Below are 18,143 nucleotides of genomic sequence, written 5' to 3'. Positions count from 1 at the left end.
GCTGGTTTTCCGCTTCTACGTAGAGGGGCTCCCGTACGTTGCGTACGGGAGCCCCTCTACGTAGTGCCCGATGTGTGGTGCCCGGTTACGGCCTGCGGGCCGAGGTGACGCGGTACACGTCGTACACGCCCTCCACGCCCCTGACCGCCTTCAGGACGTGGCCCAGGTGCTTGGGGTCGCCCATCTCGAAGGTGAAGCGGGACGTGGCGACCCGGTCACGGGACGTCTGGACGGCCGCCGACAGGATGTTGACGTGCTGGTCCGACAGGACGCGCGTGACGTCCGAGAGGAGTCGGGAGCGGTCCAGCGCCTCGACCTGGATGGCGACCAGGAAGACCGAGGACTGGGTGGGCGCCCACTCGACCTCGAGGATGCGCTCGGGTTCGCGGGACAGCGACTCGATGTTGACGCAGTCGTTGCGGTGCACGGATACGCCGCTGCCGCGGGTGACGAAGCCGATGATGGGGTCACCCGGTACCGGAGTACAACAGCGGGCGAGCTTGACCCACACGTCCTCGACGCCCTTGACGACCACACCGGGGTCGGCGTTGGAGCGGCGTTTGCGGCCGCGACCGTGCGGGGACGGAACGCTCTCGTCGATCTCCTCGGTGGCCGCCTCCTCGCCGCCGAGAGCCTGCACCAGCTTCTGGACGACGCTCTGGGCGGCGACATGGCCCTCGCCGATCGCCGCGTACAGGGACGAGATGTCGGGGTAGCGCATCTCGTGCGCGAGCGTGACCAGGGAGTCGCCGGTGAGGATGCGCTGGATGGGCAGGTTCTGCTTGCGCATCGCGCGGGCGATGGCGTCCTTGCCCTGCTCGATCGCCTCGTCGCGGCGCTCCTTGGAGAACCAGGCGCGGATCTTGTTGCGGGCGCGCGGCGACTTGACGAAACCCAGCCAGTCGCGGGACGGGCCCGCGCCGGCCGCCTTCGAGGTGAAGACCTCCACCAAGTCGCCGTTGTCCAGGGTGGATTCGAGCGGGACCAGGCGTCCGTTGACCCGTGCGCCTATGGTCCGGTGGCCGACCTCCGTGTGGACCGCGTACGCGAAGTCCACCGGGGTCGCACCCGCCGGAAGCGCTATCACGTCGCCCTTCGGCGTGAAGACGAAGACCTCGTTGCGGGACAGGTCGAAGCGCAGGGACTCGAGGAACTCGCTGGGGTCCTCGGTCTCCTTCTGCCAGTCGAGCAACTGGCGCAGCCACGCCATGTCGTTGACGCCGTCCTTGTCCTTGGCGTTGGACCTGGGCGCGTCCGTGCGCACCTTGGAGGCGCCGGCGGAGGGCTCCTGCTTGTACTTCCAGTGCGCGGCGATGCCGTACTCGGCACGACGGTGCATGTCGAACGTACGGATCTGCAGCTCAACGGGCTTGCCGTTGGGGCCGATCACCGTCGTGTGCAGCGATTGGTACATGTTGAACTTGGGCATCGCGATGTAGTCCTTGAACCGGCCGGGGACCGGGTTCCATCGCGCGTGCACCGTGCCGAGGGCGGCGTAGCAGTCGCGAACCGTGTCGACCAGTACGCGGATACCCACCAGGTCGTAGATCTCCGCGAAGTCACGGCCGCGGACGATCATCTTCTGGTAGACGCTGTAGTAGTGCTTCGGGCGGCCGGTGACCGTCGCCTTGATGCGGGCCGCGCGCAGGTCGGACTGGACCTCGTCGGTCACTATGGCGAGGTACTCGTCGCGCTTGGGGGCGCGCTCGGCGACCAGGCGCACGATCTCGTCGTACATCTTGGGGTAGAGGATCGCGAAGGCGAGGTCCTCCAGTTCCCACTTGATGGTGTTCATGCCCAGCCGGTGGGCGAGCGGCGCGTAGATCTCGAGGGTCTCGCGCGCCTTCTTCTCCTGCTTCTCGCGCTTGAGATAGCGCATGGTGCGCATGTTGTGCAGGCGGTCGGCGAGCTTGATGACCAGGACGCGGGGGTCCTTGGCCATGGCGACGACCATCTTGCGCACGGTCTCGGCCTGCGCGGCCTCGCCGAACTTGACCTTGTCGAGCTTGGTGACGCCGTCGACGAGGAGGGCGACCTGGTCGCCGAAGTCGCGCTTGAGCGTGTCCAGGCCGTACTCGGTGTCCTCGACGGTGTCGTGCAGCAGGCCCGCCATCAACGTGGCCGGGTCCATGCCGAGTTCGGCGAGGATCGTGGTGACGGCGAGCGGGTGCGTGATGTACGGGTCGCCGCTCTTGCGCTTCTGGCCGCGGTGCCAGCGCTCGGCGACCTGGTAGGCCTTCTCGACCTGGCGGAGCGTGGCCGTCTCGATCTTCGGGTCGTTGCTGCGCACTATCCGCAGCAGCGGTTCCAGGACCGGGTTGTACGGGTTGGAGCGCTGCACGCCGAGACGCGCGAGGCGGGCGCGTACGCGGTTGGAGGAGCCGCCGCCGGTGCGGGCGGGCTGGCCCGCGGCCGCCGCACGGACCACCGGGGTGCTCACCGGGCGCTCGGGCTCGGGAGGAGCCGGCTTGGGGCGTGGCTGCTCTGCCGCCTTGTCGTCCGGCGCGGACTGGGCGTGCTCGACCGGCCCGCCGGGGGCGTCCTTGGCGGGCGTGGCCACGGGGCCCGAGTTCGATTCGGGCTTGGCGGCGATGAGTGGCTGGGCCTCGTCTGGCAAGAGGGCTCCTCGTGCGCGTTCCGGGTCCCCCGGTCAGGCTCCGGAGACCCCATGGTAGCGATCCTGGGCTTCGGACTCTCTTTCGGCCGGTGAGACCGCTTCGTACAGAAGAAACACAAGAGGCGGGCGCCGGATTCCTCCGGGCCCGCCTCCGCGGTGTCCTACGGGTGTCTCAGGCCTTTCCTGAGGCCATCCTGAGCCTTTCCCCGTGGGGTGGGGCTCAGACCTGGAGAAGCGCCTCCAGCGGTGCGCCCGCCAGGGACGGCTCCAGACGGCTGCGGCCGCCCAGGAAGCCCAGCTCCATCAGGACGGCGACGCCCGCGACCTCGGCGCCCGCCCTGCGGATGAGCTGGAGCGAGGCCTCGGCGGTGCCGCCGGTGGCGAGGACGTCGTCGACGACCAGGACGCGGTCGCCCGCGGACAGGTCCTCGGCGTGCACCTCGATCTCGGCGGAGCCGTACTCCAGGTCGTACGTCTGGCTCAGGGTCGCTCCGGGGAGCTTGCCCGCCTTGCGTACGGGGATGAAGCCGAGCCCGGCGCGGACGGCGACGGGAGCACCGAGGATGAAGCCGCGGGCCTCCAGGCCGACGATCTTCGTGGCCCCGGTGCGAACGGCGATGTCGGCCAGCGCGTCGGTGAGCGCCGTGAACGCCGCCGGGTCCGCCAGGAGCGGGGTGATGTCCTTGAACATCACGCCCGGCTCCGGGTAGTCGGGAACGTCCCGGATACGGCTGAGCAGCAGCTCCTCGATGCCCGTCATCGGCGCTTCCCCGAAGGACGGCCACGGCCCCGGTTGCGGGACGCGGGCTGGTTGCGCGGGCCGACGACCGCCGGGGTGGCGTCCTCGTCGTCGTCCTCGAACTGCTCCTCGACGACCGGCTCCTCCACGGACTCGCCCTTCGCCGCGGCCTGGGCCCGCTTGGCGAGTACGCGCTTCCTGAGGGCCTTCATCTGCGGCTCGCGCTCCTTGAGGTCGGCGACGAGCGGCGTGGCGATGAAGATCGAGGAGTACGCACCGGCCGCGAGGCCGACGAACAGCGACAGCGAGATGTCGTTGAGCATGCCCGCGCCGAGAACGCCGCCGCCGATGAACAGCAGGGCCGCGACCGGCAGAAGGGCGACCACCGTGGTGTTGATGGAGCGGACCAGCGTGCCGTTGATCGAGCGGTCGGCGACATCGCTGTAGGTCCAGCGGGTCTGCTTGGTGATGTCCTTCGTCTGCTCCTTGAGGCTGTCGAAGACGACGACCGTGTCGTAGAGCGAGTAACCGAGGATCGTGAGCAGACCGATCACGGTGCCCGAGGTGACCTCGAAGCCGACCAGCGCATAGATGCCGACCGTGATGGTGATGTCGTGGATCAGGGCGACGAGCGCGGCCACGGCCATACGCCACTCGAAGGCGATCGCCAGATAGATCACGACGAGGATCATGAAGATCACCAGGCCCTGCCAGGCCTTGTTGGCGATGTCCTCACCCCAGCTGGGGCCGACCAGATCGGCGGCGATCTTCTCCGAGTCGACGTTCAGGTCCTTGGCGAGAACGGTCTTGATCTCGTCGGACTTGCCGGTGTCGATGCCGGCGATCTGGATGCGCAGACCGCCGTTGCCGAGCTTCTGGACGACCGCGTCGTGACCGGAGGCCTCTTCCGCGTACGTCTCGGCCTGGCTGACCGAGACGCTGGTCTTCTCGGTGGTGAAGACGGCTCCGCCCCGGAACTCGATACCCATGTTCAGGCCGCCGACCGTCAGGCCGAGGATGGCCGTGATGGTGATCAGGATCGAGATGCTGTACCAGATGAAGCGCTTGCCGACGAAGTCGTAGCCGATCTCGCCGCGGTGGAGCCGGGCGCCAAGGGTGCCGAGCTTCGACATCTCACGCCTCCTTCGTGTCGACGGGGGCGGAGGGACGACGGGTGCGGCGCAGTGGCGGCTTGGCGCCCAGTCGCTTCGGGTCGAGGCCGGACCAGGTGTGACCGCTTGCGAAGAACTGCTTGCGGGCCAGGATCGTCATCAGGGGCTTGGTGAAGAAGAAGACGACGACCACGTCGAGCAACGTCGTCAGACCGAGCGTGAACGCGAAGCCCTGGACCTTGCCGACCGTGACGATGAAGAGCACCGCGGCGGCGAGGAACGACACGAAGTCGGAGACCAGGATGGTGCGCCGGGCACGTGGCCAGGCACGCTCGACGGCCGGACGCAGCGAGCGCCCTTCGCGGATCTCGTCCCGGATGCGTTCGAAGAACACGATGAACGAGTCCGCCGTGATGCCGATCGCGACGATCGCACCACAGACCGCCGGCAGGTTCAGGGCGAACCCGATGGCGGGACCGAGCAGCGACATGATCACGTACGTGAGGACGGCGGAGACCAGCAGCGAGGCGATGGCGATGAGCGACAGGCCCCGGTAGTAGACCACCAGGTAGATGACGACCAGGGCCAGGCCGATCGCGCCCGCGATCAGACCGGCGTGCAGCTGCTCGCCACCGAGTGCGGCGGTCACCGTGGTGACGCTCGACTCGGTGAAGGTGAGCGGCAGGGCGCCGTACTTCAGCATGTTGGCCAGGTCCTGCGCCTCGGTCTGGTCGAAGCTGCCGGAGATCTCCGCGCTGCCGCCGGTGAGCGCCTGGCTGACGTACGGGTCGGAGACGACCTCGCCGTCCAGGACGATGGCGAACTGGTTCTGCGGGGTGGTGTTCTGCGCGAGCGTGCCCGTGATCTCGGCGAACTTCTTGGAGCCACCGGACGTGAAGTCCATGGTGACCTTCCAGCCCGAGGCATCCTGCGTGCTGAAGACCGCCGCGGCCGACTTGATGTCCGTGCCGGACACCGCGGCCGGGCCGAGCACGTACTTCTGCCACTGGCCGGAGGCGTTCTGACCGCAGGCCACGGTGGAGTCGGTGGGCTTGGCACCGTCGCCTGCCGTGGCGCGGGCCGCCTTGTCGGTGCAGTCGAGCGCGGTGTACTCGGCCTGGAGCTTGGCGGTCGCGGCGTCGACGCTGGCACTCGCGGACGGCGAGGCGCTGGCTTCGGCCGAGGCGCTGGCCGAGCTGGTCGCCGACGGCGTGGTGTCCGCCTTCAGGGCGTCGGTGACAGCACGGCCCTGGGAGGTGGCGGTGGCCGACGGAGTGGCGGAGGTCGCCTTGTCGGTGGCTTCCTCGGAGGCGCTGCTGGAAGGACTGCTCGACGCACTGCTGGAGGTGCTCGGCGACGGGCTGGCCGACGCGTCGGTGCCGGAGACCTCGGTGGCCAGGACCGGACGGAAGTAGAGCTTGGCGGTGGTACCGACCTGCTCCCGGGCCTGCTCGGAGTTCGTACCCTTGGGGATGTTGACGATGATGTTCTTGTCGCCCTGGGTCTGGACCTCTGCCTCGGAGACGCCAAGACCGTTGACACGACGGTTCATGATGTCGACCGCGGTGTCCATGTTGGTCTTGTTGATCGCGTTGGGCTGGCCCGGTTCGTTCTTCGCCGTGAGCGTGATGCTCGTGCCGCCGGCGAGGTCGATACCGAGACGCGGAGTGGTGTGCCCGGAGAGGAACATCCCCCCGGTGAGCGCCACGATGGCGATCAGGATGAGGGCCAGCGAGCGCCCCGGCCTGCTCTGGGCGCTCGCGCTCCGGCCCTTCTTCGGTGCTGCCACCTTCTCGTACTCCCTCTCGGGCCGCCTCACGCCGGGTGAGCGCGCGTGCGGCCATGACATGGTGTCGCGATTCCGTGCGAGGACCACACATCCCCTCGGCCGCGAGGCGCGAGCGGGTCGCGCCGCGGCCTGGGGGTGTGCCTACTTCGCGTCGGACTCGCCGTCGGTCTTCTTCGGCTCTGCTTCGTCGGCTTCGTCGGCCTTGGCCTCGGCGGGCTCGTCGGCCTTCGCGTCGGCGGGCTCGTCGGCCTTCGCGTCGGCGGGCTCGTCCGCGGCGTCCTTCTTGCCGAGGTCGATGGGCTTGTCGTCGGAAGCGTCGGAAGAGGCGTCGGCGGCGGGCTCGTCGGTCTCGGTGAGGGAGGAAGCGTCGTCCGGGACGACGGTGCCGTCGGACTTCAGGTCGTGCTCGATGCCGTGGACGATGCGGTTGTACTCGTCGTCGGACAGGACGGCGCCGATCGAGTTCTTGGCGAAGACGAGGTCGACGCCCGGGGCCGCGTCAAGGAGGACCGTCTCCTCGTTGACCTCCTTCACCGTTGCGTACAAGCCCCCGATCGTGCGGACGCCGGTGCCGGGCTGCATGTCATTGCGCATCTGCGCGGCCGCGTTCTGCTTGCGCTTGGCCGAGCGGGTCATCAGGAACATCGCCCCGATGAGCACGATGAACGGGAGGAGGGTCACGAGACTCACGGGTCGGAACTTCCTTCAGTCGACCGCGATGGTGAGCGGCCTGTTGGATGGGGGTATGTGCACCGCCGACAAGGGCGGCATCGGCGGAGTCTAAGCGAGTCCGCACTCAAGGAACAACGCTCAGCATGGCACCGGGGTTCCTGCCGGGGCAGTACCGGCGCCGTCACGCCCCGAACAGGTCCCCTTGTCCCTTTCCGCCGGTTGACTGGCGGGGCGGGGTGAGGCCGAGATGCGCCCACGCGGCCGGTGTCGCCACCCGGCCACGGGGAGTACGGGCGAGCAGGCCCTCCCGTACGAGGAAGGGCTCGGCGACCTCCTCCACGGTCTCACGCTCCTCCCCCACCGCGACCGCGAGCGTGGAGAGGCCGACCGGGCCGCCGCCGAAGAGCTTGAGCAGGGCTTCGAGCACGCCGCGGTCCAGGCGGTCGAGACCGCGCGCGTCCACCTCGTACACGGCCAGGGCCGCCGAGGCGATGTCCTTCGTGATGAAGCCGTCGGCCTTGACCTGCGCGTAGTCGCGTACGCGACGCAGCAGGCGGTTGGCGATACGGGGGGTGCCCCTGGAGCGGCCCGCGATCTCGGCGGCCCCTACGGTGTCGATCTCGACGTCGAGCAGGTTCGCCGAACGGTGGATGACCCGCTCCAGCTCGGCGGGCTCGTAGAACTCCATGTGCGCGGTGAAGCCGAAGCGGTCGCGCAGCGGGGGCGGCAGCAGGCCCGCGCGCGTGGTGGCGCCGACCAGGGTGAACGGCGGCAGTTCGAGCGGGATGGCGGTGGCACCGGGGCCCTTGCCGACGATGACGTCGACGCGGAAGTCCTCCATCGCCATGTAGAGCATCTCCTCGGCGGGCCGGGACATGCGGTGGATCTCGTCGAGGAACAGCACCTCGCCCTCCTGGAGCGAGGAGAGGATCGCGGCGAGGTCTCCGGCGTGCTGGATGGCGGGGCCGCTGGTGATGCGGATGGGCGCTTCCATCTCGGCCGCGATGATCATCGAGAGGGTGGTCTTGCCGAGTCCTGGGGCGCCCGAGAGGAGCACATGGTCGGCGGTGGCGCCACGCGCGCGTGCGGCACGGAGGACGAGGTCGAGCTGCTCGCGGACCTTCTCCTGGCCGATGAACTCGTCCAGGTCCTTGGGGCGCAGCGCGGCCTCGACGGCCTGGTCCTCGCGGTCGGCGACAGAGCCCACCAGCCGCTCGGCGGCGGTCTCGTCGGTCGTGTCGTCCCAGTTCATTGCGTGTGCCTCGCGGTGTGGTGGTGGGGCCGCCGGTGGTTCAGCGGGCGCGGTTCAGGGTCTGCAGGGCGGCCTTCAGCAGCGGGCCCACCTGGGGTGTGCCCTCGGCGGCCTCGGCCTGCGGAGCGACCGCGGAGACCGCCTCTTCGGCCTCGCGCGTCGCGTACCCGAGGCCGATCAGCGCGGCGTGCAGCTGGTCGCGCCAGCCGGTGCTGACCGGGGCGCCGATTCCGGTGCCGGTGCCGAGGGGCGCGCCGAGCCGGTCCTTGAACTCCAGAAGGAGCTTCTGGGCGCCCTTCTTGCCGATGCCCGGGACGGCCATCAGCGCCTTCTCGTCACCGGAGGCCACCGCGCGGCGCAGAGCGTCCGGCGTGTGCACGGCGAGCATCGCCTGGGCGAGCCGGGGGCCGACGCCGCTCGCGGTCTGGAGGAGCTCGAAGGTCCCCCGCTCGTCGTCGTCGACGAAGCCGTACAGGGTCAGTGAGTCCTCGCGTACGACGAGGGAGGTGGCGAGCTTGGCCCGCTGCCCCATGCGGAGCCCGGAGAGCGTGTTGGGCGTGCACTGGACGGCGATGCCGATGCCGCCGACCTCGACCACCGCGGAGTCGGGGGCGAGGGCGGCGACCGGGCCGCTGACGAAGGCGATCATGCGGTACGGCCTTTCGATGCGGGGTGCGATGCGGAGCGTGGCGCCAGCGTCGACGCCTGCGTCGACGCTTGTTTCGACGCGTGCAGGGCGGCGGCCTGCTGGAGCCGGTTCTGCTCGACGGCCTGTTGGAGCCGGTTCTGGGCGGGCGCGCGCCAGATGTGGCAGATGGCGAGGGCCAGGGCGTCCGCCGCGTCGGCGGGTTTGGGGGGCGCGTCGAGACGGAGCAGGCGGGTGACCATCGCCCCGACCTGGGCCTTGTCCGCGCGGCCCTGGCCGGTGACGGCGGCCTTGACCTCGCTCGGGGTGTGCAGGGCGACGGGGATGCCGCGCCGGGCCGCGCAGAGCATGGCGACCGCGCTGGCCTGAGCCGTGCCCATCACCGTGCTGACGTTGTGCTGGCTGAACACCCGCTCCACGGCGACGAATTCGGGCTTGTACTCGTCGAGCCACTGCTCGATGCCCTGCTCGATGGCGACGAGGCGCAAGCCCAACTCGGCGTCCGCCGGGGTACGTACGACGCCGACGCCGCGCATGGTGAGGGGCCGGCCCGCGACGCCTTCGACCACACCGACACCGCACCGGGTCAACCCGGGGTCAACGCCCAATACCCGCACCCAGCCCCCCTTTTGCGGCTAAACCGCCGCCGCTCTCGCGGAGGTGGCTGATCACCGTCGTGGTTGCTCAATTGATGGTTGCGGTCCGTGGACGGCGATCATCATCTGTCGTCGCCAGGCTATCCGCTGCCACCGACAACGACAGCGGGCCGGTAGGACGTGTCCCACCAGCCCGCCAAAAGGAAACCTCGCGGCTCAGACGTCGACCTTCGCCATGACGTCATCGCTCACGTCGAAGTTGGCGAAGACGTTCTGCACGTCGTCGCTGTCCTCAAGGGCGTCGATCAGCTTGAAGATCTTCCGGGCGCCCTCTTCGTCGAGCTCGACCTGCATGGTCGGGACGAAGTTGGCCTCGGCCGAGTCGTAGTCGATGCCGGCCTCCTGGAGCGCGGTGCGCACCGCGACCATGTCGGTGGCCTCGGAGATGACCTCGAAGGAGTCACCGAGGTCGTTGACCTCCTCGGCGCCCGCGTCGAGCACGGCACCCAGGACGTCGTCCTCGGCCAGCTCGCCCTTGGGGACGATCACGACGCCCTTGCGGTTGAAGAGGTACGAGACGGAGCCCGGGTCGGCCATGTTTCCGCCGTTGCGGGTCATGGCGACGCGGACGTCAGAGGCGGCACGGTTGCGGTTGTCGGTGAGGCACTCGATGAGCACCGCGACACCGCTCGGGCCGTAACCCTCGTACATGATCGTCTCGTAGTCGGCGCCACCGGCTTCGAGACCGGCACCGCGCTTGACCGCGGAGTCGATGTTCTTGTTCGGGACCGAGCTCTTCTTGGCCTTCTGGATGGCGTCGAACAGCGTCGGGTTACCGGACACATCGGCGCCGCCCGTGCGGGCCGCGACTTCGATGTTCTTGATCATCTTCGCGAAGAGCTTGCCGCGTTTGGCGTCGATCACGGCCTTCTTGTGCTTCGTCGTAGCCCATTTAGAGTGGCCGGACATCTGCCTGTCTCCTTCGCGTAACCCAACTCTTTAGGAACGCCAGAGATCCTACAAGGACTCCGGTGTCCGGTTCGCGCGCACCATGTCGACGAACAGGCCGTGCACCCGGTGGTCGCCGGTCAGTTCCGGGTGGAACGACGTGGCGAGCGCGTTGCCCTGACGTACGGCGACGATGTGGCCCTCGTGCTCGGCCAGCACCTCGGTCTCGGCGCCCACGGACTCGACCCAGGGGGCACGGATGAAGACGCCCTCTACAGGATCGCCCTCTACGCCCTGGACGTCGACCGCCGCCTCGAAGGACTCGTTCTGACGTCCGAAAGCGTTGCGGCGCACGATCATGTCGATGCCGCCGACGGTCTCCTGGCCCGAGCGCGGGTCGAGGATCTTGTCGGCGAGCATGATCATGCCGGCGCAGGTGCCGTAGACGGGCATGCCGTCCCGCACGCGCGCGCGCAGGGGTTCCATCAGGCCGAACAGGACGGCCAGCTTGGAGATGGTGGTGGACTCACCGCCGGGGATGACAAGACCCTCGACCTCGGCGAGCTCCTCGGGACGCCTCACCGGCCTGGCCACGGCGTCGGCCGCGGCCAGGGCGATCAGGTGCTCCCGTACGTCGCCCTGGAGAGCCAGAACGCCTATGACAGGAGTGCTCATGGGTGACTACCAGCCACGGTTCGCGTAGCGCTCGGCCTCGGGGAGGGTGTCGCAGTTGATGCCGACCATGGCCTCGCCCAGGTTGCGGGACGCGTCCGCGATGATCTTCGGGTCGTCGTAGAAGGTGGTGGCCTTCACGATGGCGGCGGCGCGCTTGGCCGGGTCGCCGGACTTGAAGATGCCGGAGCCGACGAAGACGCCCTCGGCGCCGAGCTGGCGCATCAGCGCTGCGTCGGCGGGGGTCGCGACACCACCGGCGGAGAACAGCACGACCGGCAGCTTGCCGAGCTCGGCGACCTCGCGCACGATCTCGTACGGGGCGCGCAGCTCCTTGGCGGCGGCGTACAGCTCGTTGTTGTCGAAGCCGCGCAGCTTGGCGATCTCGTTCTTGATCTGGCGCAGGTGGCGGACGGCCTCGACGACGTTGCCGGTGCCGGCCTCGCCCTTGGAGCGGATCATGGCCGCGCCCTCGGCTATGCGGCGCAGGGCCTCGCCCAGGTTGGTGGCACCACAGACGAAGGGGGTCGTGAACGCCCACTTGTCGGAGTGGTTGACCTCGTCGGCCGGGGTGAGGACCTCGGACTCGTCGATGTAGTCGACGCCGAGGGACTGGAGCACCTGGGCCTCGACGAAGTGGCCGATACGGGACTTGGCCATGACCGGGATCGAGACCGCCTCGATGATCTCCTCGATCATCGTCGGGTCCGACATGCGCGCCACACCGCCGTCCTTGCGGATGTCGGCGGGGACGCGCTCCAGGGCCATGACGGCCACGGCGCCCGCGTCCTCGGCGATCTTCGCCTGCTCGGCGTTGACCACATCCATGATCACGCCCCCCTTGAGCTGCTCGGCCATACCGCGCTTCACGCGCGCGGTGCCGGTCTCGGGGTTCTGTGCGGAGTTGGAGAGCGTGCTGGACACGGGTTGACCTCACTCGGTGAAAGAGGGCTTCTGCATCACCGAGGAAACGCGAGTGGACCAGGCCACAGCAAGGGCCAATGGGGAGGCGGTGGCTCATTTTCCTTCGCCCGCGCTGGGCAAAAGCCGGTGCGAAGCAGGGAAATCAGCTGGTCGGACGGTCCGCCAGCGCCACCGGCGGCTCGTCGTCCATCTCGAAGGCCAGCGGGAACGGCGCGTGCCCGGCCAGCCGGAACCAGCGGACCGCACGGTGCTCACGGAGCGCCCGGGCGGCCCGTACGGCGTCGTTGTGGAAGCGCCTGGCCATCGGCACCCGCCGCACCGCCTGAGCCAGCTCCCCGGCGGCCTCCTCGCCCCCGGGCGCGGCCCGCACCGCCTCGACCTGCTGCACCTCTCCGAACACGGCCCGCAGCGCCTGGCTCAGGTCGCTCTCGGCCACCTCACGCTGCTCCTCCTCGGCCTGCCGGGCCGCGTGCGCCGCCTCGTACAGCACGATCGACGCGGCCGGATCGAGCACCCCGGACGTGGCCAGCTCCTGGGCGACCGAGGCACGGCGCAGCAGTTGGGCGTCGAGGGCGGCCCGGGCGGCGTCGATACGGGCGTGCAGCCGGTCGAGCCGCCCCGCGGTCCAGCTCAGGTAGAGGCCGATCGCGGCAAGGCCGACGAGGATCCAGATGAGGGTTGGGGTCACGGGCGGCAAGGCTACCCGTGCGAGACCACCGCTCTTCGAGGTCCCGTGCCCGGCGGAGAGCGCCGCGTCCGGTCGAGCGGTGGCCCTCCCCGCCTGGAACCGACCTCACCGTCAGGGCCGCCGGTTGCAGAGGTGGACTGACTTGTCCTCAGTCCCGCGCCATCCCGAACCGCGCCCGCAGCCCCGTCCGTTCATCGGTGGCCACCGCCGCCGCCCCGTCCGTCACGGTCTCGTACACGGACAGGATGTCCGCCCCGACGGTCGACCAGTCGAACCGCCGTACATGCGCGCTCCCCCGCTCGCGCAGCTCCGCGCGACGCCCGGGGTCACCGAGGAGCCGTACGGCGGAGGCGGCCAGCGCGTCGGCGTCCTCGTTGGCGAACAGCTCACCCGCCGCGCCGTGGTCCAGCACCTGCGCGAACGCGTCGAGATCGGAGGCGAGCACCGGCGCGCCCGCCGACAGGGCCTCCACCAGGATGATCCCGAAGCTCTCGCCGCCGGTGTTGGGCGCCACGTACACGTCGACACTGCGCAGGAAGCGTGCCTTGTCCTCGTCGCTGACCATGCCGAGGAACTCGACGCGCGAGCGCATCTCCTCCGGCAGGTCCTCGACGGCCTCCTTCTCGTCGCCGCGCCCCGCCACCAGGAGCCGGGTCCGCGGGCGCTCCGCCAGGATCTTCGGCAGGGCCTTCATGAGGACCGGCAGGCCCTTGCGGGGCTCGTCGATACGGCCGATGAAGCCGAGGGTCTCGCCCTGCCACTCGGACTTGGGCTTGGCGCGGGCGAAGAAGTCGACATCGACGCCGTTGGGGATGACGACGGCATCGCCGCCCAGGTGCTCCACGAGGGTGCGGCGCGCGTACTCGCTCACCGCGATCCGCGCGCGGATCTTCTCCAGGGCGGGCTGGAGGATCGGGTACGCGGCGATCATCGCCCGGGAGCGCGGGTTCGAGGTGTGGAAGGTGGCGACGATCGGGCCCTGCGCGGCCCAGCACGCCAGCAGACCCAGCGACGGCGAGGCCGGTTCGTGGATGTGGATCACGTCGAAGGTGCCGTCGTGCAGCCAGCGCCGCACCCGGGCCGCCGACAGGAAGCCGAAGTTCAGGCGGGCAACCGAGCCGTTGTACGGCACCGGAACCGCGCGGCCGGCCGAGACGACGTACGGCGGCAGGGGTGTCTCGTCGTCCGCAGGAGCGAGGACGGACACCTCGTGTCCGAGGCGGATGAGGTGTTCGGCCAGGTCACGGATGTGGAACTGGACGCCGCCTGGCACGTCCCAGGAGTACGGGCAGACGATGCCGATCCTCACGGGGTCCTCTTCTCGGGATCCTTCGGGGGACCCTGGTCGGGACCCTGCTGGGGATCCCTCTCAGGATCGAGGTCCTTGAGCCACAAGCGCTGAAGCATGTGCCAGTCCTCCGGGTGTTCGGCGATCCCCGTGGCGAAGGCGTCGGCCAGCGCCTGTGTCATGGCAGACGTCTTTTCGGCCCGGGTGCCTGTCCCGGGTACCTCGACGGGAGGATGGATGCGGCCCTGCATCACGGGCGAATCGTCGTACCAGAGTGTCACCGGAAGGAGCAGGGCGCCGGTCTGCTGGGCCAGCAGCGCCGGTCCGGCCGGCATCCGGGTCGCCTCGCCGAAGAACTGGACCTCGACGCCGGACGCGGACAGATCCCGCTCGGCGACCAGGCAGACCAGGCCGCCGTCCCGCAGCCGCCGGGCCAGCATGCCGAACGCGGTGCCGCCGCTGTGCGGCAGGACCTCCATGCCGAGGCCCTCGCGGTAGGCGACGAAACGGTCGTACAGCGACTCGGGCTTGAGCCGCTCGGCGACCGTCGTGAAGGGGGTCTCGAGCTTGGTGGTGACCCAGGCGCCCGCGAGATCCCAGTTGCCCATGTGCGGCAGCGCGAGGATCACGCCCTTGTCGGAGGCGATCCCGTCGGTGAGGTAGTGCTCGTCCTTCACCTCGAAGCCGGTCTTCACGCGCTCCTTGCTCCACGCCGGAAGCCGGAAGGACTCCATCCAGTAGCGCAGATACGAGCGCATGCCCGCCCTGGAGAGCTCGGCGAGCCGCTCCGGGGTCGCGTCGGGCACCACGCGCGCGTAGTTGCTCTCGAGACGCCGTACGCCCTTGCCGCGCTTCTTCCAGGCGATGTCGGCGATGGTCCGGCCCAGCCGGACGGCGACCGGCTCGGGGAGCTTCTTGACGGTGCTCCAGCCGAGCGCGTACGCCCCGTCCGTCAGCCGGTCCTTGAGACTGCTCACTTCGTGGTCCCGCTGCTCTGGGCCGACGCCTCGGCGTCCGCCGCGGCGTCCGCCTCCGCGGACTCCCTGCGCACCGTCACGACCCGCTGGATCAGCGTGACGAGGCTGCCGACGGCGACGATCCACAGCGCGATGGGCAGCAGTACGTCGATGCCGGGAATCCCGAACTTGTGCATGCCGGCGAGGCCCGCCGCGACCAGGGAGATCACCAGACGCTCGGCACGCTCGATCAGTCCGTTGACCGCGACCGGCAGACCGATCGACTCGCCGCGGGCCTTCGTGTACGAGACCACCTGGCCGCTGGCCAGGCAGAAGATCGAGACGGCGCACAGAACGTTGTTGTCGCCGCTGCCCGCGTACCAGAGCGCGAAGCCGCCGAAGACCGCGCTGTCGGCGACCCGGTCGAGCGTCGAGTCCAGGAAGGCGCCCCAGCGGCTGGTGCGGCCGAGCTGGCGCGCCATGTTGCCGTCGACGAGATCCGAGAACACGAAGAGCGTGATGACGATCGTGCCCCAGAAGAACTCTCCCCGGGGGTAGAAGACCAGCGCGCCCGCCACCACTCCGGCCGTACCCAGGAGGGTGACGGTGTCGGGGCTTACCCCCCGGCGGATGAGAAACGCGGCGAACGGCGTGAGGACACGCGTGAAGAATGCACGCGCGTACTTGTTCAGCATGGCCTTCCCGATGGTCGGTGTGGCCGCGCGGCCCCTGTTGGCCACCGGCTGGCCCATCGTAGCCACGCGCGCGCTTGTGCGACGGTCGGGCACCCGCGCCCCCGTGTCCCGGCGCGATCACACCGGTGTCATGGCGCGATCGCGTCCGCTGTATGGACGCACCGTGACGCGAGTGGAAAGCTCGAAGGCACCGCGGGCGTCACCGGAGCCGCCACCGCTGGGGGTGCCCCCGGACGGAGTCTGGGGGAGGCTTCCGCATGTCCGCGCCCACAGTGACCTCACCGTGTACGGGAGGCAAGGCCATGGGCGACAAGGCGAACGCACACCCCGGAGCCGCCGGCAGGGCTACGGCGGCCGACCACCCCGCGTCCGTACGGAATGTGGTGCTGGTCGGCCACAGCGGATCGGGCAAGACGACTCTGGTGGAGGCTCTCGCGCTGACGGCGGGAGCGGTGAACCGGGCGGGCCGCGTGGAGGACGGCGGCACCGTCTCCGACTACGACGAGATCGAGCACCGGCAACAGCGCTCGGTGCAGCTCTCCCTGGTACCCGTCGACTGGGACGGATACAAGATCAATATTCTGGACACTCCCGGATACGCCGACTTCGTCGGGGAACTGAGGGCCGGTCTGCGAGCGGCGGACGCGGCCCTTTTCGTCGTCTCGGCCTCGGACGGAGTGGACGGCTCGACCCGGATGGTGTGGGAGGAGTGCGCGGCCGTCGGCATGCCGAGGGCCATCGTGGTCACCCATCTCGAATCCGCGCGGGCCGACTTCGACGAGATGACACGCATCTGCGCGGAGGCCTTCGGCGCCGACGACCCCGACGCCGTACTACCCCTGTACCTGCCGCTCCACGGCGAGCAGGGACCGGACGGGCACGCGCCCGTCACCGGGCTGATCGGGCTGCTCTCGCAGCGCCTGTTCGACTACTCCTCCGGGGAGCGCAAGGAGGCCGAGCCGGGAGCCGAGCAGCTGCCGCTCATCGAGGAGGCGCGCAACCGGCTGATCGAGGGGATCATCGCCGAGAGCGAGGACGAGACTCTCATGGACCGCTATCTCGGCGGCGAGGAGATCGACCTCAAGACGCTTGTGCAGGACCTGGAGCGGGCCGTGGCACGCGGAACGTTCTTCCCGGTGCTCGCCGCCGCGCCCGCCGCCGACGGCGCCCGTCAGGGCCTCGGCACGGTCGAACTCCTCGAACTCGTCACGGGCGGTTTTCCCACCCCGCTGGAGCGCGAGGCACCCACGGTCACCACTCCGGACGGCCGAGCACGCCAGGTCAGCGCCTGCGACCCGGACGGGCCGCTGGTCGCGGAGGTCGTGAAGACCGCGTCCGACCCCTACGTGGGCCGTGTCTCGCTCGTCCGGGTCTTCTCGGGCACCCTGCGACCCGACGAGACGGTGCACGTCTCCGGGCACGGGCTGACCGACCGGGGTCACGAGGACCATGACGTCGACGAACGCGTCGGCGCCCTGTCCGCGCCGTTCGGCAAGCAGCAGCGGGCCCTCACGCACTGCATCGCGGGCGACCTGGCGTGCGTGGCGAAGCTGAACCGGGCCGAGACCGGCGACACCCTCTCCGCCAAGGACGACCCGCTGCTGATGGAGCCCTGGCAGATGCCCGACCCGCTGCTGCCGCTCGCCATCCAGGCACACAGCAAGGCCGACGAGGACAAGCTCTCCCAAGGCCTGGGACGGCTGGTGGCCGAGGACCCCACCATGCGCCTGGAGCAGAACCCGAACACCCACCAGGTCGTCCTGTGGTGCCTGGGCGAGGCCCACGCGGACGTCGCCCTTGAGCGGCTGCGGAGCCGCTACGGCGTCCAGGTCGACGTGATCCCGTACAAGGTCTCCCTGCGCGAGACGTTCGCCGACAAGGCCGCGGGCCGCGGCCGCCATGTGAAGCAGTCCGGCGGGCACGGCCAGTACGCGATCTGCGAGATCGAGGTCGAACCGCTGCCGAACGGCTCGGGCATCGAGTTCGTGGACAAGGTCGTCGGCGGCGCCGTGCCACGGCAGTTCATCCCCTCCGTCGAGAAGGGCGTACGCGCACAGGCCGCCAGGGGTGTGGCCGCCGGCCATCCCCTCAACGACATCCGGATCACCCTGCTCGACGGCAAGGCACACTCCGTGGACTCCTCCGATGCCGCGTTCCAGACCGCGGGCGCGCTCGCCCTGCGCGAGGCCGCCGCCGACGCCAGGATCCATCTCCTGGAACCGGTGGCCGAGGTGACCGTGATGGTCGGCGACGACTATGTGGGCGCCGTGATGAGCGACCTGTCGGGGCGGCGCGGGCGGGTCGTCGGGACCGAGCAGGCGAGGGGCGGGCGGACGCTCGTACGGGCCGAGGTGCCGGAGATCGAGATCGGGCGGTACGCCGTCGATCTGCGCTCGCTCTCGCACGGCACCGCGCGCTTCAGCCGCAGTTACGCGCGGCACGAGCCGATGCCGCCTCAGATCGCCGAGAGGATCCGTGAACAGGCACGGGACGCCTCGTAGTTGGGGCTCTCCCCGGAGTGGTCCCGTTTCCCTTCGCGTCGGCGGACG

At 69.7% G+C, this 18,143-nt stretch carries 16 protein-coding genes; 1 reads left to right on the top strand and 15 read right to left on the bottom strand.

Features of this window, described 5'->3' with window-relative positions:
* Window positions 1-85: 85 nt before the first annotated feature.
* The 15 genes from OG246_RS24475 to pgsA form a co-directional block, all read right to left on the bottom strand.
* Complete coding sequence (locus tag OG246_RS24475; RefSeq protein ID WP_266467532.1) at window positions 86-2,617, bottom strand: bifunctional (p)ppGpp synthetase/guanosine-3',5'-bis(diphosphate) 3'-pyrophosphohydrolase; 2,532 nt, start codon at window positions 2,615-2,617, stop codon at window positions 86-88.
* Between the two features lie 220 nt (window positions 2,618-2,837).
* On the bottom strand, window positions 2,838-3,377 hold the full coding sequence (locus OG246_RS24470) for an adenine phosphoribosyltransferase (RefSeq protein ID WP_266467529.1): 540 nt from the start codon (window positions 3,375-3,377) through the stop codon (window positions 2,838-2,840).
* On the bottom strand, window positions 3,374-4,489 hold the full coding sequence (gene secF / locus OG246_RS24465) for a protein translocase subunit SecF (protein ID WP_266467525.1): 1,116 nt from the start codon (window positions 4,487-4,489) through the stop codon (window positions 3,374-3,376). Before secF ends, OG246_RS24470 begins: the two co-directional genes overlap by 4 nt.
* A 1-nt stretch (window position 4,490) precedes the next feature.
* Window positions 4,491-6,257 (bottom strand): protein translocase subunit SecD, encoded by a 1,767-nt coding sequence (secD, locus tag OG246_RS24460; RefSeq protein ID WP_266467522.1) that lies wholly within the window; start codon window positions 6,255-6,257, stop codon window positions 4,491-4,493.
* A gap of 141 nt (window positions 6,258-6,398) precedes the next feature.
* Entirely contained in the window at window positions 6,399-6,947 is a 549-nt protein-coding gene (yajC, locus tag OG246_RS24455) for a preprotein translocase subunit YajC (protein WP_266467517.1), read from the bottom strand.
* A 163-nt stretch (window positions 6,948-7,110) separates the two neighbouring features.
* Window positions 7,111-8,181, bottom strand: coding sequence for a Holliday junction branch migration DNA helicase RuvB (gene ruvB / locus OG246_RS24450; protein WP_266467513.1), 1,071 nt, complete (start codon window positions 8,179-8,181; stop codon window positions 7,111-7,113).
* 40 nt (window positions 8,182-8,221) lie between these two features.
* The gene (ruvA, locus tag OG246_RS24445; protein ID WP_266467510.1) at window positions 8,222-8,830 is read right to left on the bottom strand and encodes a Holliday junction branch migration protein RuvA; all 609 of its coding nucleotides are present in this window, start codon (window positions 8,828-8,830) and stop codon (window positions 8,222-8,224) included.
* Window positions 8,827-9,444, bottom strand: a complete 618-nt coding sequence (gene ruvC, locus OG246_RS24440) for a crossover junction endodeoxyribonuclease RuvC (RefSeq protein WP_266467507.1) — start codon at window positions 9,442-9,444, stop codon at window positions 8,827-8,829. The genes ruvA and ruvC overlap by 4 nt, the downstream gene beginning before the upstream one ends.
* 195 nt (window positions 9,445-9,639) lie before the next feature.
* Window positions 9,640-10,392: a YebC/PmpR family DNA-binding transcriptional regulator gene (locus tag OG246_RS24435; protein WP_266467504.1), complete on the bottom strand. Its 753-nt coding sequence runs from the start codon at window positions 10,390-10,392 to the stop codon at window positions 9,640-9,642.
* Between the two features lie 48 nt (window positions 10,393-10,440).
* Complete coding sequence (gene pdxT / locus OG246_RS24430) at window positions 10,441-11,046, bottom strand: pyridoxal 5'-phosphate synthase glutaminase subunit PdxT (RefSeq protein ID WP_266467502.1); 606 nt, start codon at window positions 11,044-11,046, stop codon at window positions 10,441-10,443.
* Between the two features lie 6 nt (window positions 11,047-11,052).
* Complete coding sequence (gene pdxS / locus OG246_RS24425; RefSeq protein WP_266467500.1) at window positions 11,053-11,967, bottom strand: pyridoxal 5'-phosphate synthase lyase subunit PdxS; 915 nt, start codon at window positions 11,965-11,967, stop codon at window positions 11,053-11,055.
* Between the two features lie 142 nt (window positions 11,968-12,109).
* Window positions 12,110-12,655 carry a hypothetical protein gene (locus OG246_RS24420; RefSeq protein ID WP_266467497.1) on the bottom strand — a complete coding sequence of 182 codons (546 nt, stop codon included), beginning with the start codon at window positions 12,653-12,655 and terminating at the stop codon, window positions 12,110-12,112.
* 148 nt (window positions 12,656-12,803) lie between these two features.
* Window positions 12,804-13,964, bottom strand: a complete 1,161-nt coding sequence (locus OG246_RS24415) for a glycosyltransferase family 4 protein (protein WP_266467493.1) — start codon at window positions 13,962-13,964, stop codon at window positions 12,804-12,806.
* Window positions 13,961-14,920 carry a phosphatidylinositol mannoside acyltransferase gene (locus OG246_RS24410; protein ID WP_266467490.1) on the bottom strand — a complete coding sequence of 320 codons (960 nt, stop codon included), beginning with the start codon at window positions 14,918-14,920 and terminating at the stop codon, window positions 13,961-13,963. Before OG246_RS24410 ends, OG246_RS24415 begins: the two co-directional genes overlap by 4 nt.
* The gene (pgsA, locus tag OG246_RS24405; RefSeq protein ID WP_266470887.1) at window positions 14,917-15,651 is read right to left on the bottom strand and encodes a phosphatidylinositol phosphate synthase; all 735 of its coding nucleotides are present in this window, start codon (window positions 15,649-15,651) and stop codon (window positions 14,917-14,919) included. The genes OG246_RS24410 and pgsA overlap by 4 nt, the downstream gene beginning before the upstream one ends.
* A gap of 245 nt (window positions 15,652-15,896) precedes the next feature.
* Between pgsA and OG246_RS24400 the strand changes: the two genes are divergently transcribed.
* A complete protein-coding gene (locus tag OG246_RS24400; protein WP_266470885.1) occupies window positions 15,897-18,095 on the top strand; it encodes an elongation factor G-like protein EF-G2 in 2,199 nt (732 codons plus the stop codon).
* Window positions 18,096-18,143: the final 48 nt, after the last annotated feature.

Origin of the sequence: Streptomyces sp. NBC_00620 (genome assembly GCF_026341825.1) — a bacterium.
In the GTDB taxonomy this organism is placed as follows: domain Bacteria; phylum Actinomycetota; class Actinomycetes; order Streptomycetales; family Streptomycetaceae; genus Streptomyces.
Note: the sequence above shows the minus strand (reverse complement) of the source record. Positions and strands in the feature narration are given on the sequence as shown.

Excerpts from the sequence above, each read along its gene's own strand:
- pgsA (WP_266470887.1), bottom strand. The coding sequence starts at position 15,651 with ATGGGCCAGCCGGTGGCCAACAGGGGCCGCGCGGCCACACCGACCATC.
- ruvA (WP_266467510.1), bottom strand. The coding sequence starts at position 8,830 with ATGATCGCCTTCGTCAGCGGCCCGGTCGCCGCCCTCGCCCCCGACTCC.
- pdxT (WP_266467502.1), bottom strand. The coding sequence starts at position 11,046 with ATGAGCACTCCTGTCATAGGCGTTCTGGCTCTCCAGGGCGACGTACGG.
- OG246_RS24470 (WP_266467529.1), bottom strand. The coding sequence starts at position 3,377 with ATGACGGGCATCGAGGAGCTGCTGCTCAGCCGTATCCGGGACGTTCCC.
- OG246_RS24435 (WP_266467504.1), bottom strand. The coding sequence starts at position 10,392 with ATGTCCGGCCACTCTAAATGGGCTACGACGAAGCACAAGAAGGCCGTG.
- ruvB (WP_266467513.1), bottom strand. The coding sequence starts at position 8,181 with ATGAACTGGGACGACACGACCGACGAGACCGCCGCCGAGCGGCTGGTG.
- secF (WP_266467525.1), bottom strand. The coding sequence starts at position 4,489 with ATGTCGAAGCTCGGCACCCTTGGCGCCCGGCTCCACCGCGGCGAGATC.
- OG246_RS24400 (WP_266470885.1), top strand. The coding sequence starts at position 15,897 with ATGGGCGACAAGGCGAACGCACACCCCGGAGCCGCCGGCAGGGCTACG.